25 protein-coding genes are annotated in these 22,582 nt (G+C 59.6%); 17 read left to right on the top strand and 8 right to left on the bottom strand.

What is annotated here, in order from left to right:
- Window positions 1-104 precede the first annotated feature (104 nt).
- The 3 genes from VGP75_RS18980 to VGP75_RS18970 are packed head-to-tail and all read left to right on the top strand — an operon-like array spanning window position 105 to window position 1,661.
- The gene (locus VGP75_RS18980; protein WP_076658583.1) at window positions 105-431 is read left to right on the top strand and encodes a HesB/IscA family protein; all 327 of its coding nucleotides are present in this window, start codon (window positions 105-107) and stop codon (window positions 429-431) included.
- A gap of 54 nt (window positions 432-485) precedes the next feature.
- On the top strand, window positions 486-1,286 hold the full coding sequence (gene xth, locus VGP75_RS18975; RefSeq protein ID WP_327545144.1) for an exodeoxyribonuclease III: 801 nt from the start codon (window positions 486-488) through the stop codon (window positions 1,284-1,286).
- Between the two features lie 54 nt (window positions 1,287-1,340).
- Window positions 1,341-1,661 (top strand): hypothetical protein, encoded by a 321-nt coding sequence (locus VGP75_RS18970; protein ID WP_327545143.1) that lies wholly within the window; start codon window positions 1,341-1,343, stop codon window positions 1,659-1,661.
- A 374-nt stretch (window positions 1,662-2,035) separates the two neighbouring features.
- On the opposite strand, the gene VGP75_RS18965 is transcribed toward VGP75_RS18970, so the two are convergent.
- Both VGP75_RS18965 and dksA read right to left on the bottom strand, forming a co-directional pair.
- Entirely contained in the window at window positions 2,036-3,193 is a 1,158-nt protein-coding gene (locus VGP75_RS18965; protein WP_327545142.1) for an FAD-dependent monooxygenase, read from the bottom strand.
- Between the two features lies 1 nt (window position 3,194).
- Window positions 3,195-3,617: an RNA polymerase-binding protein DksA gene (gene dksA, locus VGP75_RS18960; RefSeq protein WP_327545145.1), complete on the bottom strand. Its 423-nt coding sequence runs from the start codon at window positions 3,615-3,617 to the stop codon at window positions 3,195-3,197.
- A 176-nt stretch (window positions 3,618-3,793) separates the two neighbouring features.
- Between dksA and VGP75_RS18955 the strand changes: the two genes are divergently transcribed.
- Window positions 3,794-4,633 (top strand): AAA family ATPase, encoded by an 840-nt coding sequence (locus tag VGP75_RS18955; protein ID WP_327545141.1) that lies wholly within the window; start codon window positions 3,794-3,796, stop codon window positions 4,631-4,633.
- Between the two features lie 4 nt (window positions 4,634-4,637).
- On the opposite strand, the gene VGP75_RS18950 is transcribed toward VGP75_RS18955, so the two are convergent.
- A complete protein-coding gene (locus tag VGP75_RS18950; protein ID WP_327545140.1) occupies window positions 4,638-5,213 on the bottom strand; it encodes a hypothetical protein in 576 nt (191 codons plus the stop codon).
- 211 nt (window positions 5,214-5,424) lie between these two features.
- Here VGP75_RS18950 and VGP75_RS18945 point away from each other — a divergent pair, with 211 nt between their 5' ends.
- From VGP75_RS18945 to VGP75_RS18920, 6 genes are read left to right on the top strand one after another with little or no spacing between them, the layout of a single operon-like run.
- Complete coding sequence (locus tag VGP75_RS18945) at window positions 5,425-6,771, top strand: DUF2927 domain-containing protein (RefSeq protein WP_327545139.1); 1,347 nt, start codon at window positions 5,425-5,427, stop codon at window positions 6,769-6,771.
- A 15-nt stretch (window positions 6,772-6,786) separates the two neighbouring features.
- Window positions 6,787-6,954: a hypothetical protein gene (locus VGP75_RS18940; protein WP_181417111.1), complete on the top strand. Its 168-nt coding sequence runs from the start codon at window positions 6,787-6,789 to the stop codon at window positions 6,952-6,954.
- A 3-nt stretch (window positions 6,955-6,957) separates the two neighbouring features.
- Window positions 6,958-8,145, top strand: a complete 1,188-nt coding sequence (locus VGP75_RS18935) for a vWA domain-containing protein (RefSeq protein WP_327545138.1) — start codon at window positions 6,958-6,960, stop codon at window positions 8,143-8,145.
- A 12-nt stretch (window positions 8,146-8,157) separates the two neighbouring features.
- On the top strand, window positions 8,158-8,517 hold the full coding sequence (locus tag VGP75_RS18930) for a hypothetical protein (RefSeq protein ID WP_327545137.1): 360 nt from the start codon (window positions 8,158-8,160) through the stop codon (window positions 8,515-8,517).
- Window positions 8,510-9,160 (top strand): DedA family protein, encoded by a 651-nt coding sequence (locus VGP75_RS18925; RefSeq protein ID WP_327545136.1) that lies wholly within the window; start codon window positions 8,510-8,512, stop codon window positions 9,158-9,160. The genes VGP75_RS18930 and VGP75_RS18925 overlap by 8 nt, the downstream gene beginning before the upstream one ends.
- Window positions 9,161-9,190: 30 nt before the next feature.
- The gene (locus VGP75_RS18920) at window positions 9,191-9,877 is read left to right on the top strand and encodes a M48 family metallopeptidase (protein ID WP_327545135.1); all 687 of its coding nucleotides are present in this window, start codon (window positions 9,191-9,193) and stop codon (window positions 9,875-9,877) included.
- Window positions 9,878-9,965: 88 nt separating this feature from the next.
- Here the strand turns inward: VGP75_RS18920 and VGP75_RS18915 are convergent, their stop codons facing one another.
- Genes VGP75_RS18915 through VGP75_RS18905 form a run of 3 tightly spaced genes read right to left on the bottom strand, consistent with a single transcriptional unit; the run spans window position 9,966 to window position 12,253 of the window.
- Window positions 9,966-10,508 (bottom strand): RSP_2648 family PIN domain-containing protein, encoded by a 543-nt coding sequence (locus VGP75_RS18915; RefSeq protein ID WP_327545134.1) that lies wholly within the window; start codon window positions 10,506-10,508, stop codon window positions 9,966-9,968.
- On the bottom strand, window positions 10,505-11,710 hold the full coding sequence (locus tag VGP75_RS18910; RefSeq protein WP_327545133.1) for an RSP_2647 family RNA methyltransferase: 1,206 nt from the start codon (window positions 11,708-11,710) through the stop codon (window positions 10,505-10,507). Before VGP75_RS18910 ends, VGP75_RS18915 begins: the two co-directional genes overlap by 4 nt.
- A 51-nt stretch (window positions 11,711-11,761) precedes the next feature.
- Complete coding sequence (locus VGP75_RS18905) at window positions 11,762-12,253, bottom strand: DUF6778 family protein (protein WP_327545132.1); 492 nt, start codon at window positions 12,251-12,253, stop codon at window positions 11,762-11,764.
- Window positions 12,254-12,479: 226 nt separating this feature from the next.
- Between VGP75_RS18905 and edd the strand changes: the two genes are divergently transcribed.
- From edd to VGP75_RS18890, 3 genes are all read left to right on the top strand, one after another.
- The gene (gene edd, locus VGP75_RS18900) at window positions 12,480-14,285 is read left to right on the top strand and encodes a phosphogluconate dehydratase (protein WP_327545131.1); all 1,806 of its coding nucleotides are present in this window, start codon (window positions 12,480-12,482) and stop codon (window positions 14,283-14,285) included.
- Between the two features lie 79 nt (window positions 14,286-14,364).
- Window positions 14,365-15,003, top strand: coding sequence for a bifunctional 4-hydroxy-2-oxoglutarate aldolase/2-dehydro-3-deoxy-phosphogluconate aldolase (locus tag VGP75_RS18895; RefSeq protein WP_327545130.1), 639 nt, complete (start codon window positions 14,365-14,367; stop codon window positions 15,001-15,003).
- Window positions 15,004-15,082: 79 nt separating this feature from the next.
- Window positions 15,083-17,272 carry a methyl-accepting chemotaxis protein gene (locus VGP75_RS18890; RefSeq protein ID WP_327545129.1) on the top strand — a complete coding sequence of 730 codons (2,190 nt, stop codon included), beginning with the start codon at window positions 15,083-15,085 and terminating at the stop codon, window positions 17,270-17,272.
- Window positions 17,273-17,309: 37 nt separating this feature from the next.
- On the opposite strand, the gene VGP75_RS18885 is transcribed toward VGP75_RS18890, so the two are convergent.
- Window positions 17,310-17,579, bottom strand: coding sequence for a hypothetical protein (locus tag VGP75_RS18885; protein WP_327545128.1), 270 nt, complete (start codon window positions 17,577-17,579; stop codon window positions 17,310-17,312).
- Window positions 17,576-20,341, bottom strand: a complete 2,766-nt coding sequence (gene glnE, locus VGP75_RS18880; RefSeq protein WP_327545127.1) for a bifunctional [glutamate--ammonia ligase]-adenylyl-L-tyrosine phosphorylase/[glutamate--ammonia-ligase] adenylyltransferase — start codon at window positions 20,339-20,341, stop codon at window positions 17,576-17,578. The genes VGP75_RS18885 and glnE overlap by 4 nt, the downstream gene beginning before the upstream one ends.
- 80 nt (window positions 20,342-20,421) lie before the next feature.
- Between glnE and VGP75_RS18875 the strand changes: the two genes are divergently transcribed.
- The 4 genes from VGP75_RS18875 to VGP75_RS18860 form a co-directional block, all read left to right on the top strand.
- A complete protein-coding gene (locus VGP75_RS18875; protein WP_327545126.1) occupies window positions 20,422-20,892 on the top strand; it encodes a YbaK/EbsC family protein in 471 nt (156 codons plus the stop codon).
- Between the two features lie 117 nt (window positions 20,893-21,009).
- On the top strand, window positions 21,010-21,447 hold the full coding sequence (locus VGP75_RS18870) for a DUF2852 domain-containing protein (protein WP_327545125.1): 438 nt from the start codon (window positions 21,010-21,012) through the stop codon (window positions 21,445-21,447).
- A 75-nt stretch (window positions 21,448-21,522) separates the two neighbouring features.
- On the top strand, window positions 21,523-21,966 hold the full coding sequence (locus tag VGP75_RS18865) for an RDD family protein (RefSeq protein WP_327545124.1): 444 nt from the start codon (window positions 21,523-21,525) through the stop codon (window positions 21,964-21,966).
- Between the two features lie 73 nt (window positions 21,967-22,039).
- Window positions 22,040-22,582: arginyltransferase (locus VGP75_RS18860; RefSeq protein WP_327545123.1), on the top strand; the 543-nt coding region annotated here is incomplete at its 3' end.

Raw genomic sequence — 22,582 nt, 5'->3', positions numbered from 1 at the left:
GGCGGGGTCTGTCGCATAGGGCGCTGCCATGTGAATTGCCTGTCTTGTCGCTTTTGCCTGTCATCCCTATATTACAGGTACACCCAAACCGATAGGCCCCCGTGATGTTCACCGTCCCCCCCAAAGTTACCACCCGCGCATTTGAACGCCTCGCCGAAATCGGCGCGAGCGCGCAAGGCAAGGCCCTGCGTGTCGCGGTCGAGGGTGGCGGCTGTTCCGGCTTTCAGTACGAGATCGACCTTGATGAAGCGAAAGAGGACGATCTGGTGCTGTCTGACAAGGGCGAAACAGTGGTCATCGATTCTGTGTCCTTGCCGTTTCTGGCGGATGCAGTGATTGATTTCACCGAAGAGCTGATCGGCGCGCGGTTCGTGATCAACAACCCCAACGCCACCTCGTCTTGCGGCTGCGGGACGTCGTTTTCTATGTAGCCTTGCGCCCTGCCCGCCCTTGGGTCAAAACCAAGAACAACGAAGGGGGCGCACATGAAAATCGCAACATTCAACATCAATGGCGTCAAGGCGCGGATTGAGGCGCTGACGAACTGGATTGATGAAACCCAGCCCGATGTGGCGGTCCTGCAAGAGATCAAATCCGTCGATGAGGGTTTCCCCCGCGAGATGTTTGAGGACAAAGGCTATAACGTCGAAACCCATGGTCAGAAGGGCTTTAACGGGGTCGCAATCCTGTCGAAATTCCCGCTTGAGGACGTCACGCGCGGCCTGCCCGGTGCCGCAGGCGCGGGGCGCGATGGTGTGGATGATGAAGAGGCCCGCTATATTGAAGCCACCGTCGTTGGTGTAAAAGCCGTGCGCATTTGCGGGCTTTACCTGCCCAACGGCAACCCCGCACCGGGGCCGAAATATGAATATAAACTCCGCTGGATGGAACGGCTTCAGGCCCGTGCCGCTGAACTTATCGCACATGAAGAAGTGGCGCTACTGTGCGGGGATTACAACATTATCCCGCAAGCCGAGGATGCCGCCCGCCCGGATGCGTGGCGCGATGACGCGCTCTTTCGTCTTGAAAGCCGCGAGGCCTTTCGCCGTATCCTGAACCTTGGCTACACCGAAGCCTTCCGCGCCCGTGAAGCACGCTCTGGGCATTATTCCTTCTGGGATTATCAGGCGGGTGCATGGGACAAGAACGACGGCATCCGCATCGACCATTTCCTGCTGACGCCACAATGCGCAGACCTTTTGAACAATTGCTGGATCGAAAGCGAAGTGCGTGGCCGCGAAAAGCCCTCGGACCACGTGCCGGTCTGGGTAGACCTTGCCGCCTAGCCCGTTGATCGGTTAGGATCGCTTTTTCAGGTCGCATTTCAGGAGCACGGACACATGCTTCGCAAGTTAATCAGTATCGCAGTCGTTGCTGTCACATTGCCGACAATCAGTCAGGCACAGTGCCGCATCGCCGTCGCAGGCACCGCTTGCGTCGCCATTCCCCAGCCCTTGACGCCACAACCCGGCCCTGTCGAAATTGGTGAAACGCTTGAGCGCGGACAGTATTCCATGATCATGAATGCGCGTTACTATGGCCTGCCAACCGTCAGCGATGGCTGGGTCTATTTCCGGATCGAGGACGAGATCTACCGCGTGGATTGGCGCAGCCATGAAGTGCTGGAGCGCGTCACGGATCAGGCCAGCAGGAATTGGTGATCATTGCGGTTAGGCTTCAGGCGATTGAAACCCCTAACTGCCACTAAGCGTCCGATACCAGTAAATCCCGCGACACCGCCCTCAGGTCACTGTATTCTGTCGTGCTTTGTTTGCACGCGAAGGACAGTGTCGTGCGCCGGATCGAGATTGCCAGAAACATATCTGCGCCGGACACAGAGGCGGACGCAGGCTGCACCGTGCGGGTTTGGGCATATTTATGAAAGTCGATAGGCAACATGATGCCTGTCTACGCAGGCAATTTGCCGAAAGCTGGGCAAGAACCGGAAACAATCAAGGTATTTCGCGGCATTGTTGCGGCAAGCGCGACATAAAGCAAAAAAGCGTTCTTGTTTTGCCCTGTTTGAAAAAATGCCCTACGCGGTTCGGGCCGTCACATCGTGATCATAAAGCCAGCCGAGCCGGTTGAGAAACGCCGCTGGCGCCACTTTTCCCAAGGTCCGCAGCCCTGCATGGGCCACCACGCGCTGCACACCGCCCAGGTGATAGTTCCGCGCATTCCTGTTCGCCGCCTCGATGGCCCGCACGACACGCGCGCGGCGTTTGTCCTGATAGCGGCGCAGGCCTGCCTCAATCGTTGCCTCTTCGTTGCAGCAGCGCGCCAATGTATAGGCATCCTCGATCGCGAGGTTCGCCCCCTGCGCAAGAAATGGCAACGTCGGATGTGCCGCGTCCCCCAAAATCGCCAATGTGCCCAGATGCCATTTTGCCGCCACAGGATGCCGGAATAGCCCCCAAAGCCGCACCTCGTCGACCGCCGCCAAGATGCTTTTGGCCTCCCATCCACAGTCGGCAAAAGCCATGCGCAGGTTGCCCGGATCATCGCTGTGGTGCCAGCCTTCCTTGGCCCATTGGCTGCGTTCCTGCACGGCAACAATGTTCAATCGACCACCGGGCAGTGGATAGGTCACCATATGCCGACCCGGGGCCATCCAGATCCGGGCCACAGGATCCGACTTATCGGTCTTGATCATGGCGCGCCATGCCACCTGCCCCGTAAAGAACGGCGGTGCAGGCCGGTTGATCAGACCGCGCACGACGGAATGCAGCCCGTCGGCACCGACAGTCAGCACAGGACGATGTGTTTTGCCATCAAAACTGAAACTGCCATCGGCACTGACCTCTGTGATCTTTGCACCCAGCCTGACCGTGACACCTGCGGCATCACACCCACGCGCCAGAATGTCGATCAGGGCCGCGCGGTGATAGAAAACATAAGGGGGTGTCTGCGCCGAGAGATCAAAGCGCGCAATTTCGCGCCCTGTCATCGCATCCATCGGCACCACGGCCTGTGCCTGCACACCAGAGACGGCAAGCGCGCGGTCAATACCAAGCGCGTTCAAGGCACGCGCACCGTTGGGGGTAATCTGCAGACCGGCGCCAACCTCGGTCAGCGCGGGTGCCTGTTCATAGACCGTGACGTTTGCGCCACTGCGCGCAAAGGCCAGCGCGGCCGTTAACCCACCAATGCCGCCACCAATCACAGCGATGTCGCGGCTTTGGTTATGGGTCATCCTAGTCGTCCCGATGCACCTTTTCGCGGCGCTCGTGACGCTCTTGCGCCTCAAGGCTCATGGTCGCGATGGGACGTGCATCCAGACGCTTGAGCGAAATAGGCTCGCCGGTGATTTCGCAGTAGCCGTATTCACCCTGTTCGATCCGGCGCAATGCCGCGTCGATCTTCGTGACCAGCTTGCGCTGGCGGTCACGTGTGCGCAGTTCAAGTGAACGGTCGGTTTCTTCAGAAGCGCGATCAGCCACATCAGGGATATTGCGTGTCTGGTCTTTCATGCCCGCGACTGTGTCGCGGCTGTCTTCAAGGAGTTCGGCTTTCCATGTCAGCAGTTTGCGACGGAAATATTCGGTCTGCCGTTCATTCATGAATGGTTCGTCATCTGCGGGGCGATAGTTGTCTCCAAGAAACACTTCTGCCTTCATATTCATACCCTCTTGCTTTGATGCGCGCTGACGCGTTGCGCTCACCCCAACCCCAATTTTGTCGGGGTTTACTTGGTTCCCGACGCGCTGTCACCCCCCATTTTGACAGGCCTCGCAGGGTGTTGATGATCCCGAACGACCTGCTAGGTTACTTTTGCAAATCAAAGGGCAAGCAGATGCAATTCACCGGAACCGAAACCTATATCGCCACTGACGATCTGACGATGGCGGTGAATGCAGCCGTCACGCTGGAACGCCCGCTTTTGGTCAAAGGCGAGCCCGGCACCGGCAAGACCGAGCTTGCGCGGCAGGTCAGCGCAGCCCTTGGCCTGCCCATGATCGAGTGGCACATCAAATCCACCACCAAGGCGCAACAGGGGCTTTACGAATACGACGCCGTCAGCCGTTTGCGCGACAGCCAGCTGGGCGATGCGCGGGTGCATGACGTGGCCAACTATATCAAAAAGGGCAAGCTCTGGCAGGCATTCGGCGCGGATGGCAAGGTCGTGCTCTTGATCGACGAGATCGACAAGGCCGATATCGAATTCCCCAACGACTTGTTGCAGGAACTGGACCGGATGGAGTTCCACGTCTACGAGACCGGAGAGACCGTGAAGGCCATCCACCGCCCCGTCGTGATCATCACATCCAACAACGAAAAAGAACTGCCCGACGCCTTTCTGCGCCGCTGCTTTTTCCACTACATCCGCTTTCCCGACATCGACACGATGCGCAGAATCGTCGAGGTCCATCATCCGGGTATCAAGGAAAAGCTTCTGACGACCGCACTCACCCAATTCTATGAGTTGCGCGAAACGGCGGGCCTCAAGAAAAAGCCGTCCACCTCCGAAGTGCTGGACTGGCTCAAGCTGCTTCTGGCCGAGGATCTGAGCGCCGAGGACCTCAAACGCGACGGGGCGAATGCACTGCCGAAACTCCATGGCGCCCTGCTCAAGAATGAGCAGGACGTGCATTTGTTCGAGCGGCTGGCGTTTATGGCACGCGGACAGCGCTAACGCGCTATTTCGTCCAACCGTGGACGTGTACGTCCTTGCCTGAGTGTCCTTTCAGGATTTTGGTCGCGAGCGCCTCTTTGTCCTTGTTTTCGGTGCGTACCCACAACAGGATGCCGCCGTTAGCGATTTGATGGGCGTAGTAATCCTTGTGATGCTGCCCGACGCGCCGCGCCAGTAACGTACCCAGGATAGCGCCGGGGGTGCCGCCGACAGCAACCGCTGCAACAGAGGCCGCAAGCGTGCTGAGCGGGGTCAGCATCGCAGTCATGGCGATGGCCGATCCCAGAAAGAAAAAGCCGCCTGCGATGGCGCCCTCCAACTCGCCGATGGCTTCCTCTGACACAAAGGCCGCGCGGGGCGCACGGGGGTCGTCTTCAAGGTCTTTCGCGCGCCAAAAGGCCGATCCCAGCTTTTCCTTCAATGCGGCCTCATCCCCCAGAAGGCTGATATCACGGCGCGAAAAGCCCGACATGCGCAGGTCATAGATTGCGGCCTGCAAGTCTGCAAAGCTGTCAAAGACGCCGACCGCTTCGGGTATTTCGATTACAATGGTCTTTTCCTTGGCCTTTTCTGTGGTCATCTTCCTACCTCTTGTAACGATTCCCGCATGACTAGCGCGAATACCGCATCGCAAATTGCGTTTGATCAATCCGCACCGCCCCCACAGGGAATTGACTGGTCCTGCGCCCAAACACCTCTATTGTCAGACCGAACCAACAAAGAGCATGCTCCATGACACCCCCCTCTTCCGTCACGATCCGTGCGTTTGCGGTCAAAGACATCAGACCCCTATGAAGTATCTCGCCGCACTCGCTTTCGCCTTTATTGCAGGCTGCGCCCAGATGCCGGCGGGGCCGGACCCCGTGCGCCTCACATTCCCCGAAATGGCGCGTTTTGCGGGTGAAAGCCCCGGGCCTTCCACGCGTCCGAACGCGGAGATTGCGCTGGATTTCGTTGATCTGTCGTTCCGGATGGAAAGCGGACGGCCTTTGCCTGTCCTGACCCGCTTTGAAGGGCCTGTCACCGTGCGGGTCGTCGGACAGTTGCGCCCCGAAAACCGGCAAGACCTTGACGCGCTTTTGCGCCGACTACGTAACGAGGCCCGCATTGATATCCGGCTGACCAGTGAAACGGACGCCAATATCGTGATCGAGACGCTTCCCATGCGCAGCCTCCAGCGCATCGCCCCCAATGCCGCCTGTTTTGTGGTCCCGCGCGTCCAAAGCTGGGCCGAACTGCGTGCCGCCCGTGATACGCCCCTGCTCGACTGGGCGACCCTGCAGCGGCGCGAGAAGGCAGCAATCTTTCTGCCATCGGATGCGACCGCACAGGAAGTCCGCGATTGCCTGCATGAAGAACTTGCACAGGCACTTGGCCCGCTGAACGATCTCTACCGGCTGCCTGATTCTGTCTTCAATGATGACAACATGCATGCCGTGCTGACCGGTTTCGATATGCTGATCCTGCGGGCCTACTATGCCCCCGAATTGCGCAGCGGTATGTCTGAACGGCAAGTGGCCGAACGCCTGCCCGCGATCCTTGCGCGGATGAACCCGAGCGGACAACGCCCCGGCGGGCAGATCCCGTCCGGCACATCACGGGCCTGGATCAACGAAATCACAACCGCACTCGGCAATAGCGCCTCTGAACCGCGGCGCAGGCAGGCCGCGGCCCGTGCTGTCGCGATCGGGCAATCACTAGGCTGGACCGGCACGCGCGAAGGCTTTGCCCACTACGCCTATGGCCGTTTGCAGATCGGAAATGACGCCACTTTGTCGCTGGGCGCCTTCAACGCCGCAGGCCGCGCCTATGCGCAAACGCCCGCGACCAATATCCACGCCGCCCATATCGCGCTGCAACTGGCCGCATTCACGCTGATCTCGCGTGACGCAGACGCCACCATCGCGCTGACGACGCCTGCCATTGAGGTCGCCCGACGCCATGAAAACGCGGCGCTGATGGCACTGCTGATGATGTTCAAGGCCGAAGCGCTTGACCTCAAGGGCGAGACCGAGGCAGGCATGGCCCTGCGTCTGGACAGTCTGGGGTGGGCGCTTTATGGCTTGGGCGACCGGGATGAGGTCATCTTGAGGCTCAATGAAATTGCGTCTCTGGCCCCGCCTCCGCCCCCAACCTAACAAAGGCCCTTTTCGATGATATTCCCGCTCTCAGGTATGGTTTTCGGTGCAGTTCTTGGCGCGTTGCGCGCGAAATCAAAGGGCGGACAGCGCAAGGACATGCTGCAATGGGGCGCGGTGTTTGCGATCATCTTCGGCCTTGTCGGTCTCTTTGTTCTGATCTTCCTGCAACGTAGCCTGTGATCCATGTTTCTGCCCTTCTTTGACAGTCTGCGAAAGGAAGGGGTGCCGGTCTCGCTGCGCGAGTTTCTCTCCTTTCTGGAGGGCATGAAAGCGGGGCTGGCCACCTATGATGTCGAAGCCTTCTACTTTCTGGCCCGCGCCACCATGGTCAAGGACGAGCGCCACCTCGATAAATTCGACCGCGCCTTTGCAACCAGCTTCGAAGGACTGGACGCAATCCCTGACGAGGCCGTGCTGAACGCCGTTGATATCCCTGCCGACTGGCTTAAAAAGCTTGCTGAAAAGCACCTGAGCGCCGAAGAGAAAGCCGAAATCGAGGCCATGGGCGGCTTTGACAAGCTGATGGAAACGCTCAAGAAACGGCTCGAAGAACAAAAGGGTCGCCATCAGGGGGGCTCCAAATGGGTCGGCACCGCCGGAACATCACCCTTCGGGGCTTACGGCTATAACCCCGAAGGCGTGCGCATCGGTCAAAAAGAAAGCCGCCACCAGCGCGCCGTGAAAGTCTGGGACAAACGTGAATTCAGAAACCTCGACGACACCGTTGAACTGGGCACGCGCAATATCAAAGTGGCGCTCAAACGCCTGCGCCGCTGGGCGCGTGACGGAGCACATGAAGAACTGGACCTGAACGGCACCATCCGCGCCACCGCCGAACACGGCTATCTGGATGTCCAAACGCGGCCCGAACGGCGCAATGCGGTCAAAGTACTGCTCTTCCTTGATATCGGGGGGTCCATGGACCCGCATATCAAAGTGGTGGAAGAACTGTTCAGCGCCGCCAAATCCGAATTCAAGCATTTCGAATATTTCTACTTCCACAACTGCCTCTATGAGGGCGTCTGGAAGGACAACCGCCGCCGCTGGAACGCGCAAACGCCCACGTGGGACGTGCTGCGCACCTACGGGTCTGATTACAAATGCATCTTCGTGGGTGACGCCAGCATGTCGCCTTACGAGATCGCCTTCAAGGGTGGCGCAAACGAACACTGGAACGAAGAGGCAGGCCAGACATGGCTGGAACGGGCGCGCGACCAATGGCCCAATCATCTGTGGATCAATCCGCTTGACGAACGCTATTGGCCCTACACACAGTCGATCCAGATGATCCGCGAGATCTTTGGCCCCGACCGTATGGTGCCGATGACACTCGCAGGGATTGACGCGGGCATGCGGACCTTGGGACGCTAGGAGAGCAGAGCGATGTGGCACCATCTCAATGACCTCTGGACCCACAATCGCGCAGCATCTCTCGCCTTTGTGGTGGTTTTTGCGCTGACTGGCGTTTTCGGTGTGCGTGCCGTCACGCATTACATGTACTGGTCCGATCCTGCGAAACAGAACCAGACATTGGCCGGGTGGATGACCCCGCGCTATGTCGCAAAATCCTATGACGTGCCTGCCGAAGTGATCAAAGCCGCCTGGAACCTCAACCCCGAGAGTGAACTTCGCCGCGCCTCGCTTGACACCATCGCGCAAGAGTTGGGTTTGACGCTGGAAGAGATGCAACAGCGGGTTGCGGCCGCAGCATGGGCCTTTCATGCAGGTCAACCCGATGAATGACCTTATTCTTGGGCTGGCGGCCGATTATGGCGTCCCCCTGCTCTTTATTGTGACTTTTCTGAGCTGTCTGGCCCTGCCGGTCCCGTCATCACTGCTGATGCTGGCCTCTGGCGGATTCGCGGCAGCAGGTGATCTGTCTTTGGCAACCGTCGCTGCAGCCGCGTTTTGCGGGGCGGTCTTGGGTGACAACCTGGGGTACTGGGTCGCCCGCAGGCTGGGGGACCGGATGGATCGCTGGCTTAAGGCCAAACCCAAACGGGCCGCACTGCGGAACAGATCCGCGCAGTTCATGGACACTTGGGGCGGCTCTGCTGTGTTTTTCTCGCGCTGGCTGGTATCCCCGCTGGGCCCGCATATCAATTACGTGAGCGGCCTTGCGCGTTTTCATTGGCCCCGCTTTGCGCTCTGGTCGATGAGCGGCGAGCTTGTCTGGGTCACACTTTACGTGGGGCTGGGTTATGTTTTTGCGGATAATATGACCGCAATCGCCAGTATTTCGGGCAACCTTTCGGGGTTTCTCGCAGCGGGTGTCGTCGCTACCGGACTTGGCGTGTGGCTGGTGAAATCCAGCAAGGCACGGGCACGGCGCAGGACGGGAGGCACGACGCCAAATGTCGCAGATGAAAACCCCCGTCAGGCTTGAGAAACTGCCGCAGACGCCCATATTACAGTCATGATCAAGTTCACTCCGATCCTTCTTGCCGTGCTCTACGGCCTTGCGATGTACCGCTTCTCGATGTGGCGGACCAAGCGCGAGCTTGACGCGCGATCCACCGAGCTTGCCGATCCGATCCTCAAAGTGCTGATGGACCGCATGGCCAAGGCGCTCGATATCGAGCGCATCAAGGTGCATATCTATGAGATCGAACCCGTGAACGGGTTGGCCGCCCCTGACGGGCGCATTTTCATCACCCGCGGGTTCTATAACAAATACCGCGCAGGCGAGGTCACCTCCGAAGAAATGGCCAGTGTGATTGCCCATGAAATGGGCCACGTGGCCTTGGGCCATTCACGCCGCCGGATGATTGATTTCTCGGGCCAGAACGCCATGCGCACAGCACTTGCGATGATTCTAGGGCGCTTTGTGCCCTTTATCGGCCCATGGATCGCCACCGCGTTGATGAGCCTGCTGGCCGCGCGCCTGTCGCGCAGTGACGAGTTCGAGGCCGACGCCTATGCCTCGGCCCTTTTGGTCAAGGCGGGCATCGGCACAGAGCCGCAGAAATCACTGTTCAAAAAGCTCGAAACGCTGACAGGTGCGCGTGGTGCCGCAACCCCCGCATGGATGATGAGCCACCCCAAAACGCCACTGCGCATCGCAGCGATCGAGGCGAATGAAGCCAAATGGAACGCCGGTTAAACGCGCGGCACCCCTCCTCATCTTGCCAAAAATACTCCCGCCGGAGGCACCTGCCCGCGCAACCCGCGCAGACGGTCCTGAAGGGGCATCACACCTCCAGCGCCTTGCCGAACCGTGGCATCCGTGCCTTTTTCATCAGTGCCCGCATCGCCCACGGCTCCGATGACAGCCTGTTGGCCTGATCCAACACACGCGCCGCCACGCCGCGCACCTGATCGGGGGCCTCTGCCAGCAACAATAGCGCAAAGCCGTCAGGGTCCCACCGCAAGAGTGCGGAATCCCCCAGAATGTCTTTGGGAAAATCCTTGGCGTTCATCGTCAGAATGCCGTCACAGGACCCGATGACCGCCGCCGTCAGCACATGGATATCCGCCGGATCAGGCAACCAGAATGCCCGCTCCTGCGCCGGATCATAGCGCACCATTGCATCCGGGAATTGCGCCGCCAGCGCTGCAATCTCGCCGCGCGCCCAGACCTCCTGCTCTGGCCCAAGCTTTGCCGTCGCCCGTGCCCATTCCTCAAGTATACGCGCCGACCACCGCGCCTCGAACAGCCCCGCCCCGGCGCAGCCCAGAAGCACCTCGCGCATGACGGTGGGATAGAGAACGCAAGCGTCGAGCATCACCCTCATAGGCGGAAGGTCAGCGCTTTCAGATAGCCGCTTTCGGCCAGATGCGGCAATAACGGATGATCCGGCCCCGCAAATCCGGTGTGGATGATCTGCCCGCGCCGCCCTGCGCGCCCGATCCCGCGGGCCGAAGCATTGCGGAACTTCGTCAGATCCGCCGCATGCGAACAGGAACAGAGCGTCAGATAGCCCCCATCCGCGACCAGCGGTGCCGCCAGTCGGGCGATCCGTTCATAGGCACGCAGGCCCGCCTCCAGCGAAGATTTGGAAGGGGCGAAGGCTGGTGGATCACAGATCACCACATCAAATGTCGCACCCTCTTCAGCCAAGGCGGTCAGCACATCAAAGGCATCGCCTTTGCGTGTTGCAAACCGGTCTGACACACCCATGGCGGCCGCACCCTGTTCGGCCAGCTCCAGCGCGGGCGCAGAGCCGTCAACCGCAAGCACCGAGGCCGCATCTGCGGCCAATGCCGCCAATCCGAACCCGCCGACATGGCTGAATACATCCAACACACGCGCAGCTTTGGACAGGCTGGCGGCAAAGGCATGGTTTGGACGCTGGTCAAAAAACAGGCCGGTTTTCTGCCCGCCCATCACGTCGGCCATATAGATCGCACCGTTCATCGGCACCTGTACAGGCGCATCAGGGGCGGTGCCCACCAGAACGTCGGTTTTTTCTTCAAGCCCTTCGAGCGTGCGCGCACGCCCTGTCCCGTTCATGATGACAGTGGTGACGCCGGTGACCTCTTGCAGCGCCGCAACCAGCGGTGTGATCAGCAGATCGGCCCAAGCGGCATTGGGCTGGATCACTGCCAGATCGCCAAACCGGTCGATGATAACACCCGGCAACCCATCAGCCTCGGCATGGACCAGACGGTAGAACGGCGCCTCATAAAGCCGCGCACGATGGGCCAAAGCGCGCTGGAGTTTGCCCGCAAACCATGCCTGATCAATCACCGCCGCCGGATCCTGATCCAGCATGCGGCAGATGATCTTGGATGCGGGGTTCACCGTTACAACACCCATGGGCGTGCGATTGGCGTCTTCCAGTTGCGCAATGGTCCCGGGGGTCAGATTGCGGGTACGGCGGTCTGTGACCAGCTCATTGGCATAAACCCATGGAAACCCGTGGCGGATCGCACGGGCTTCGGCTTTGGGGATCAACCGGACAACCGGCATGGCGGAGGATGTGTGTTCTGTCATACCCGCCTCCTATCCGCCTTTGGGGCGGCTGGGAAGCCGTGCGATCACAAATTAGACCAATTGCGACCGCAGCAGGCTGGTCAGAAAATCCGTCACCCGCACTTTCTGCGTCTGGCCTTCGCTTTCCAGCACGGTTGCACGTGTCCCGCCCGGCGCGTCAAGATTGCCGACAACGCGCCGCGTGGGTTCGATCACGTCGCCTGTGGTCGCATTGCGCACAGTCATATCAAAGACGACATTGTAAACGCCGCCCACGGTATAGCGGGTCCGGTTGGTCACCCCGTGAAACCGCACCAGTGTCACATCCACCGTGACAGGCAACGTACCATTCACCACACGCCGGTTGCGCGCGGCGGCCTCTGCGAACATCGCCGCAATCTGCGGAATGCGCGGACCCAGCGGATCGCCGCGCCACACCACATCTGCTGTCGGATAAAAGGATTCGTCTTCCGAAACGGTCAAACCCTCAAGCGCATTGAAATTGAAGCCTTGCAGCGCATAGGAGCGGTCCATCTGTGGGCGCGGGTCGCTTTTCATGCCCATGGCCGCGCCACAGCCCATAAGCCCAAGAAGAGAAAACGAAACAAGAAAAGTTCTACGATGCATAAGCCTGCCCAATGACGTGTTTTTTATTTATTCACCATGGAATTTTGGCGACATTAAGACATGGCTGGCGCGCCTGTGCAATTACAGCCATGCGTCCTAACGCCCCCTTGTTAGCGCTAACGGGTCGTGTTAAGGCATCCCAGACAAATCTAGGGAGGATGCCATGTCACTGCACCCCAAAATTGCCGAAGTTACTGACCGGATCCGCGCCCGCTCGGAAGGGCCGCGCCAGAAGTATATGGATACCATGGCGCGTGCTGCCGCAGAAGGGCCGCGCCGGTCGCATCTGACCTGCGGCAACCAGGCCCATGCCTACGCCGCGATGGGCGGCGACAAAGACGCTCTGACCGCTGGCCGGACCCCCAATATCGGCATTATTACCGCCTATAATGATATGCTCTCGGCGCATCAGCCGTTTGAAACCTACCCCGATCTGATCCGCGCCGCCGCTCGTGCAGCCGGTGGGACCGCTCAGGTCGCAGGCGGCGTGCCTGCGATGTGTGATGGCGTGACCCAAGGGCAAACGGGGATGGAACTGTCACTCTTTTCACGCGATGTGATCGCGCTGGCCGCAGGCGTAGGCCTGTCGCACAACGTCTTTGACAGCGCGGTCTATCTTGGTGTCTGCGATAAAATCGTCCCCGGCCTTGTGATGGCCGCCGCCACTTTTGGCTATATCCCGGGCATCTTCATGCCCGCTGGCCCTATGGTGTCCGGCCTGCCCAACGACGAAAAGGCCCGCGTGCGTCAGGAATTCGCCAAGGGCAACGTGGGGCGCGAAGAGCTGATGGCCGCCGAGATGGCCAGCTACCACGGCCCCGGCACCTGCACCTTCTATGGCACGGCCAATTCCAACCAGATGCTGATGGAGTTCATGGGCCTGCACCTGCCCGGTGCCTCCTTCGTCAATCCCGGCACACCGCTGCGCGACGCGCTGACCACAGCCGCCACCGAACGCGCACTGGAAATCACGGCCCTTGGCAATGATTACACCCCTGTCTGCGACATCCTCGACGAAAAGGCTTTCGTCAACGGCATCGTCGGGCTGATGGCCACGGGTGGGTCTACCAACCTTGTCATCCATCTGCCCGCCATGGCCAAAGCGGCTGGCGTGATCCTTGATCTGGAGGATTTCAGCGATCTCTCCGCCGTCACACCGCTGATGGCCAAGGTCTATCCGAACGGTCTGGCCGATGTGAACCACTTCCACGCCGCAGGCGGGCTTGGGTATATGATTGGTGAACTCTTGAACGCGGGCCTGCTGCACGACGATACCAAGACCGTCGCGGGGCAAGGTCTTGAACGCTATTCCCAGGAACCCAAACTGGTGGATGGCCGCGTGGAATACGTCGCTGGCACAACCACATCGCTGAACGAAAAAATCCTGCGCCCTGCAACCGATCCCTTCCAACCACAGGGTGGCCTTGTGCAACTCTCCGGCAATCTGGGGCGCGGCGTCATCAAGACATCCGCCGTGGCCCCCGAACGTCACGTGGTCGAGGCCCCTGCCCGCGTTTTCCACACCCAAGAGGCCGTCAAAGACGCCTTCAAAGCCGGTGAATTCACGCAAGATACGATCATCGTCGTCCGTTTCCAGGGCCCGAAATCCAACGGGATGCCGGAATTGCATGGCCTGACACCAACTCTGGCGGTACTGCAAGACCGCGGCCTGAAAGTCGCTCTTGTGACCGACGGGCGTATGTCGGGAGCCTCGGGCAAAGTGCCCTCGGCCATCCACGTCTGCCCCGAGGCCGCCGATCACGGCCCCATCGCCCTGATCCGCGACGGCGATATCATCCGGCTTGACGCGACAACAGGCACGATTGAAGTCAAAGGCATCGATCTGGCCACCCGCACCCCCGCCACCGCCGACCTGAGCGGCAACGGCACCGGCGTCGGGCGCGAACTCTTCGAGGTGTTCCGCCAGACTGTCGGTCTGGCCGCAGAAGGCGCAGGCGTCGTTGTCTGACCTGCCCTTTCCATGTCCAATCAAACTTCCGCCGGAGGCTCCGACACATGCCCCGCGCACCCTACGCTAGGATCCTGAAATGACCCCACAAGAAGCCTCTGCTGCCGCTGCCAAAGTCTGCCTCATGGCCCCTGTCGTCCCGGTCCTCGTCGTTGATGATGCCGGTATCGCCGCCGCTCTGGCACAGGCGCTTGTCGCCGGTGGCCTGCCCGCACTGGAAGTCACGCTGCGCACCCCCGCAGCCTTGGATGTCATCCGCGAGATGGCGACGGTGCCGGGCGGTGTGGTCGGCGCAGGCACGCTCCTGACCCCCAAAGACGTCGAAAACGCCAAAGCTGCCGGTGCGACCTTCGGCGTGTCGCCCGGTGCCACAGACCGCTTGCTTGACGCCTGCGAGGCCAACGACCTGCCGCTCCTGCCCGGTGCCGCGACAGCCTCCGAGGCCATGCGCCTGCTGGAACGCGGCTATACTGTGCAAAAATTCTTTCCTGCCGAAGCTAATGGTGGCGCCCCTGCGCTCAAAGCCATCGGCGCCCCGATCCCGCAGGTAAGGTTCTGCCCGACAGGTGGTGTTACGCTGAAAAATGCGCCCGATTACTTGGGGTTAAGCAACACACTCTGCGTCGGTGGTTCTTGGGTTGCACCCAAGAATCTGGTGGAGGCGCAGGATTGGGCCGGCATCACTGCTTTGGCCGCCGAGGCTGCTGCACTGTCATGAACGCAGGGTGCGTGGCCGCTTTCACGCCATGTTAGGAAATTGGGTCTAGGGGTTGCTCAAATGATTTGAGGAACCGCCAATGCTAGACTCATGGCCGATATCGCGTCGCGTGAACTCCGGCTTTTTCATCGTGACGCTGATGCTGGTTGGCCTGGCATTGTTTTCGCACCGTGCGGTCGGTGCGCTTGGGAATGTGTATGAAGAATACCGGCAGATCGCGAACCAGAACATCGCCATCTCGGCCTTCGTGGAAGACATCTTCAAGGCGCAGCAGGCGTCATTGCAGTACCGGATCACACCAGACCCCGTTTTTCGTGAACAGGTCAGCAGCAATATTGACGAGGTGCTGGGCGCAACCGGCTTTCTGGAAACCTTTGCGAACGCGCCCGACAGGTTAGCCGAAGTCCAAACCATTCTTGACGAGGCACGCATATATAAGGCGCAATTCACCCTTATGGCCAACGCAACAGAAACTGCCGAGGCCGTGAAACGCGAATTTTCTGCGCGCTCGGACCAGCTCCAAAGGGAAACGAGTGCGACCTTTAACCTGGCCCTGCAGTCGGCCAACCCGGCACTTATTTCTTCAGTGGGACGGTGCCTGCAAACCTTGTACACCGCCATTTTGGCCGGAAAACGCTATCTGGCATCCCATGACGCCGCTGATCTGGAAGAATTCACCACAGAGTATGGCGCCTTTGGCAACGCGCTCAACCGTCTGGAGGCACTGAACCGCCAGGACAACATCACCGTGGTTGTAAACCGGATCAAGGACCTCACGAACGGCTATCCCGAATTGCTCGACACATTCGCGGTTGCAAATGCCGAAGCACAAAATATCCAGGCTGGCACGCTCGACCGGATTGCTCCGATGATGCAACAGCGGCTGGATAATACCGCGGCAGCGATTGTTGAGCGCCAAAGCGATCTGGGGTCCGCAGGCAGTACCATTGTAAGCACGATGCGCACCGTCATACCGATTATCGGCATCGTGGCAACAGTCTTGGCGCTTGCCGCCGCATATGTCATCGGTCGCTGGATCAGCGGGGCCATCGCGCGGCTGGCAGACGTCACGGATATGCTGGCTTCAGGCGACAACGACATCACCATTTCCGGCACAGAGCACACGCATGAATTGGGGCGCATGGCCCGCGCGCTCTTGATCTTCCGCGACAGCCTGCGCGAACGGCTCGCTGTCTCGTCCGAGCAGGAAAAGCTGCGCGCGCAACAAGACGTGGTTGTCAGCACCATGAAACGACAGCTTGCAGCACTCGCGCAGGGCAATCTGACAGCGGAAATCAGGGAACTCTTCGCACCGGAATATGAAGAGCTGCGCATCAACTTCAACGATGCCATTCAGGGTCTGCACAGCGCGATGGTGCGGGTCAACGAAACTGCCGCGCTGATTGGTCACAACGCGACTGAATCCAACACGGCCACAACAGATCTTTCCCACCGCACCGAGAATCAGGCCGCGACCCTCGAAGAAACGGCAGCTGCGCTTGATCAACTGACAGCAAGCGTCCGCTCGGCGGCCGAACACGCCAAATCGGTCGACACTTCGGTGACCAAAGCACGCGCAGAAGCGGCCAAAAACGGGGAAATCGTTTCACAGGCCGTCAGCGCCATGCGTGCGATCGAACAATCCTCGCAACAGATTACTCAGGTCATCAGCGTTATCGACGATATTGCGTTCCAGACCAACCTTCTGGCACTGAACGCCGGAGTTGAAGCTGCGCGCGCAGGCGAATCCGGCAGAGGCTTTGCGGTTGTCGCCTCTGAAGTGCGCGCGCTTGCGCAACGGTCTGCCGATGCCGCCAAGGAAATTGCAGGGCTGATCGAAAACAGTTCACGTCACGTGGCCCAGGGCACGCAATTGGTCGGGCACGCGGGCGATGCTTTGTCCGAGATTATCACACAGGTGAACGAAATCGCGACCATGACATCACAGATCGCGACCAGCGCGGAGGAACAGGCGATTGGCCTGTCTGAAATCAATGTTGGCGTGAACCAATTGGATCAAGTGACCCAGAAGAACGCCGCGATGGTACAGGACGCAATCACACGCGGCGATGTGCTGGCCACAGAAACAAGCAATCTCAAAGACCTGATCGGCAAGTTCAAGATGACATCAACGCGCGCAACACCCGCCGTGCCGTACGACGCTGCAAACGCCCTGCGTGATGCCATCGCAAGGACGCATATGCCGACTGCAGGCAAGCCACACATGACAGCACATGCGGCGGCGCAGCCGGCATGGGAAGATTTCTGACCGGAGCAGAAAGGCAGCGCACCTCGGGATCACCCGGCTAAATTCGCCCGCTGCGCCCCCCTTTGCGCCTTGGTTCCGGTGGCTCTTGCAGTGCCGCGCGCAAGGTCTGGAGCATGGGATGTGCCTCCGGTACGTGATCACGATAATGCGTGATCAGCTTGCTTGCCTCGATCCGCACGTCATAGCCTGCAGGAAGGCCGAGCGCCCAATCCAGGAAAATGCTCCGACATTCCGGGGCGCCGATGCCTTCAATCGCAAAGGATTCGCGGATCAATCCCTTAGGATCAAAAAGTGCCTCGTCCGTCATGCGGCCTCCAAGTACCGTTGAATGATTGCGGCGGCCTGTTGTTGCGTTGCAAGCAACGTGGCCAAAAGTGTCTCGACATCTTTCGCGCCTGTTTCACGCAGGATCAAGCGCTTTGCGCCCTCGGAGAGATCACCTAACTCACCCTCGTCACCCGCCAGAAACCGCAGCGCCGTTTGCAACTGCCAAAAAAGATCAAAGGCGGCACCCAGATTTTCCGCATCATCCGCCGCCAGCCAACCATCCGCAACACCGGCCTGTAGCTGCCGCAGGGTATCCGCAGCACCGTCAGCGGCTTTTAACGCAACTGTTTGCGCAAAAAGCTCAATGTCCTGCAGCCGCCCGGGGCCAATCTTGGTATCCCATCCGGCACCCTGCCCCTTTTCGGTCGCGATCCGCGCACGCATGTCAGCCACATCAGCCAAAATATTTGCACCCTCCGATTTGGTCTGCAAAAGCGCTCGGCGAAACGCCTCGATCTGCGCACAAAGACCGTCATCGCCCGCGATCGCGCGCGCGCGGGTCAGCGCCAGATGTTCCCAAGTCCATGCTTCATTATTCTGGTAGTCCTCGAATGAGGCCAGCGATGTCGCGACGGGGCCTTGCCGCCCGGAGGGGCGCAAACGCATGTCCACTTCATAAAGCCGCCCCTCGGCCATCTGCGCACTCAACGCTGTGATCAGTGCCTGCGTGAGGCGGGCAAAATAGGTGCGGGTGGGCAGCGGCCTGCGCCCGTCCGAACTCTCAACGCCTTGCGCATCATACACCATGATCAGATCGAGATCAGAGGTGGCCGTCAACCGCGCCGCCCCCAGCGAACCCATGGCAATCACCGCACCACCACGCCCCGGCATGGCCCCGTGCTTGCGGGCAAAATCGGCAACCACCGCAGGCCACAGGCCCACAACGACAGCCTCGGCAAGATCGGCATATTGCGCACCGGCCTGGGCGGCATCGGTCAAATCACGCAGGAAATGCACACCGATCCGGAAATGCCATTCCTTGGCCCAGCGACGGGCGGCCAGCAACTGGGTCTCATAGTCGTCGTAGGCCGCCATGATCCCGTTCAATTCATCCATAAGTGCCGCCTTGCCGGGCCAATCCGCAAAAAACGCACCCCCCAAAACCGCGTCCAGCACACCGGAGTTCCGCGACAGGTACTGTGCAAGGGCCGGTGCCGTCGCGCAAATGTCGACGATCAATTGGGTCAGATGCGGGTTGGCCTCAAAAAGCGAAAAAAGCTGGACACCCGCAGGCAGGCCCGCCAGAAATCCGTCAAACTGGGCCAAGGCTTCATCAGGCTTTGCGGCCTCTTGCAAACGATCCATGATCTTGGGCGTGATGCGGGCAAAAATCTCGGTTGCACGGGACGATCGCAACGCCGGATAACTGTGCCAGCGCGCGACAATGTCCTGCCCCCATTCCAGAGTCTCAGGGTCGGCAGATGGCGCATCGGGGCTGAAAAACCCCTCGGTCAGTGCATGAACATCTTCCAACCTGTCGCGCAAATCCGTCCGTAATGTCGCTGTCTCCAGCCCCATGAAGGCCGCCAGCCGGTTAAATCCGGCGGCATCCTGCGGCAAGGTCTGGGTCTGTGCGTCATTGATCATCTGCAAGCGGTGCTCGACCTCGCGGTGATGACGGTAGTGGTCGTAAAGCTGCTCAGCCGTCTGCAATGGAATCCAGTCCGCAGCGGCCAGCGCCAGCAAGCCTTCACGCGTCTGGCGGGCGCGCAGAGACGGGTCCCGCCCGCCCGCGATCAACTGGCGGGTCTGGGTGAAGAACTCGATCTCGCGGATACCCCCGCGCCCCAGCTTCATATTATGGCCCTCCAGCACAAGCGGGCCATGCAGCCCTTTGTGGTCGCGGATTTTCAGGCGCATGTCATGTGCGTCCTGAATGGCTGCGAAATCCAGATGCTTGCGCCACACGAAGGGGCGCAGGGTTTCAAGAAAACGTGCGCCTGCCACCTGATCGCCCGCGCAGACCCGCGCTTTGATAAAGGCCGCCCTTTCCCACGTGCGGCCCACGCTTTCGTAATAGCGTTCGGCGGTTTCCATCGACAGGCAGACCGGCGTGACAGAGGCATCAGGACGCAAACGCAGATCGGTGCGAAAGACATAACCGCCGTCGCGCAGGTCCGACAGGATCGCGGTCATCTTGCGGGTGACGCGAATGAAGGCGCTGCGCACTTCGTGATAATCGTCAGGGTCAAACCGCGTTTCGTCAAAAAGACAGATCAGATCAATGTCGGAGGAATAATTCAGCTCGCCCGCGCCCATCTTGCCCATGGCCAGCACGACCATGCCACCTGCATCGGCAGGATCACCACCATCAGGCAGTTTTCCGCGCGCGACCTCAGCCGCGACCAACTGGCTGACTGCGGCCTGTACTGCCGCATCGGCAAAATCCGTGAGAATTTGCGTCACCGTCTCAAGCGGCCAGACGCCCCCCAAATCGGCAAGGCCGGTCAGCAGCGCGATACGGCGCTTGGCCTGTCGCAAGGCAAGGGGCAGATCGGACAGTGCCACTTTGGGAATATCAGCCAAAAGATCGGCAACCGCCGCTTCGGGATCATCGAAGGCCGCTTCGATCCACGCCCCCTCGCGGCGCAGCAGATCGGCCAGAAACGGGCTACACCCCGCCGTTCCAGCAATCAGACTGCGCAGTTCAGGCGCCAGTGACGCAAACCCAGCAAGGGCATCCTGCCCCCGATCAATGTCGAATGGATAAGGCGAACGGGTGATGCGTGCGGGAAATGACATGACCCCACACTGCGGCGCAGTTGCGCTCTGGTCAATCCGTCACGCAGGGGTAGACTGCTCCAAAAAAGGACATGACGATCATGAGCAAAAGTCTCAAAAGGGTAATCGCTGCGCTGGCGGATGCAGGTCACAATATTGCGCCATTGGAGCTTGGCCCCGAAACACGCACGGCACAGCAGGCGGCGGGTGCTGCGGGATGCACGCTCGACCAGATCGCGAAATCGGTGATTTTTGCAGGGCAGACCAGCGGGCGGGCGATTCTTTTTATCACCGCAGGTGGCAACCGTGTTGATCCGGCCAAAGCCAGTGCCGTAGCGGGCGAGCCGTTGGGCAAGGCCGATGCCGCCCTGATCCGCGCCCAAACGGGATTTGCCATTGGCGGGGTTGCACCCGTGGGCCACCTTGCCCCGATCACAGCGTTTTTCGATCCGAGACTCCTGGATTTTCCGCTAATATATGCCGCCGCAGGCACGCCAAGGCATATTTTTCCCATAGCGCCAGCAGATCTTTTGAAAATTTCCAGCGCGCAAGTATCTGAATTTACGTCATAATAAAAGTAAATGTAAAAAACATTTACATCAGGACTTGAAGCAAGGCGTCAAATCTCCAATATCGGTTATGTGAAGAGCATTCACATAGACACACACAGATAGCTAAGGAGCCCAACCATGAACACCGCCACAACCCATTCCCCAATGGCAATGCAAAACCGTTTCGGTTTTTTTGCCCGTGCCGAGGCCTGGCTTGACGAGCGTGGCAAAGGCGCCTGGATCGCCGCCATGGTTGTCAGCTTTATCGTCTTCTGGCCCATCGGTCTTGCCCTTCTTGCCTATATGATCTGGAGCAAACGCATGTTCAATTCTTCCTGTTCGTCCAAATCCCGCAACCGTATCCGTCACATGGGTCAATCCTCGGGCAACAGCGCCTTTGACGCCTATAAGGCCGAAACGCTGCAGCGTCTGGAAGAAGAGCAGGACAAATTCGAGGCCTTCCTCAAGCGCCTGCGTGACGCCAAGGACAAGGCAGAGTTCGACCAGTTCATGGACGACCGCGCCAAGAAGATGACAGACGCTGACGACACGAACGCCGGTCCTGCGGCTATCTAGGCGCAGCACCACCAAGGGCGGCCCGCTTTCCCCGGCGGGTTGCCCTTCCCTGCCCCTTTGATGCTAGAGTTCACCATGACCACATCTTACGCATACGCCCCCCATCTTGATTATGACCCCGAACGCTATGAGGGCGTCACCCTCAAACGCGGTATTGCCTGGGTGTTCGACGTTGTCATGATCGCCATGCTCTGTGCATTGGTCCTGCCGTTTACCGCCTTTACCGGCATCTTCTTCTTTCCGTTTCTGATGCTGGTTGTGGGCTTCATTTATCGCTGGTTCACGCTGGCGAACGGGTCATCAACATGGGGGATGCGCCTGATGGGCATCCGTTTCCGCGACAATCGCGGCGCGCCGCTCTCGTCCGGTTTGGCACTTGCCCATACGCTTGGATATAGCATCAGCATCGCGGTGGCACCTCTGCAACTGATCTCGATTATCCTGATGCTGGTCACCAAACGGGGCCAGGGCCTGACCGATCTGGTCTTGGGGACAGAAGCTGTGAATATTTACCATTAACTATGTCGCACTCAGGGGGCTTGGCGCAGGGTAAACAGATTGTTAAGCTTTGCGGAAATCAACCGGATCTCGCATGCGCCACACGCTTCCTATTGCCCCGCAGTTTTATGTAACTGCGCCACAGCCATGCCCCTATTTGGAAGGGCGGATGGAGCGTAAGCTCTTTACCGCGCTCCAGGGCGATATGGCCACCAAGCTGAACGACTCTTTGTCCAAGCAAGGCTTTCGCCGGTCGCAGAATGTACTCTACCGTCCCTCTTGTGCGGAATGCTCGGCCTGTATGTCGGCGCGCATTGATGTGTCGAAATTCACCCCCAGCCGTAGCCAGCGCCGCGTTGCCAAGCGGGCAGCGCATCTGAACCGCCGCGCGACATCCCCTTGGGCGACTGAAGAGCAATATGACCTCTTTCGCGAATACCTTGACGGGCGGCACGCCACAGGCGGCATGGCTGACATGGATATGTTCGAATTCGCGGCGATGGTCGAAGAAACGCCGATCCGGTCCCGCCTGATCGAATATACCACGGATCAGGATCTGACGGCGGTTTGCCTCACTGATATTCTCGATGACGGGCTGTCGATGGTTTATTCGTTCTTTGATCCCGCAAGCGAGAAA

Source organism: Yoonia sp. (assembly GCF_036007805.1).
In the GTDB taxonomy this organism is placed as follows: Bacteria; Pseudomonadota; Alphaproteobacteria; order Rhodobacterales; family Rhodobacteraceae; genus Yoonia.
Note: the sequence above shows the minus strand (reverse complement) of the source record. Positions and strands in the feature narration are given on the sequence as shown.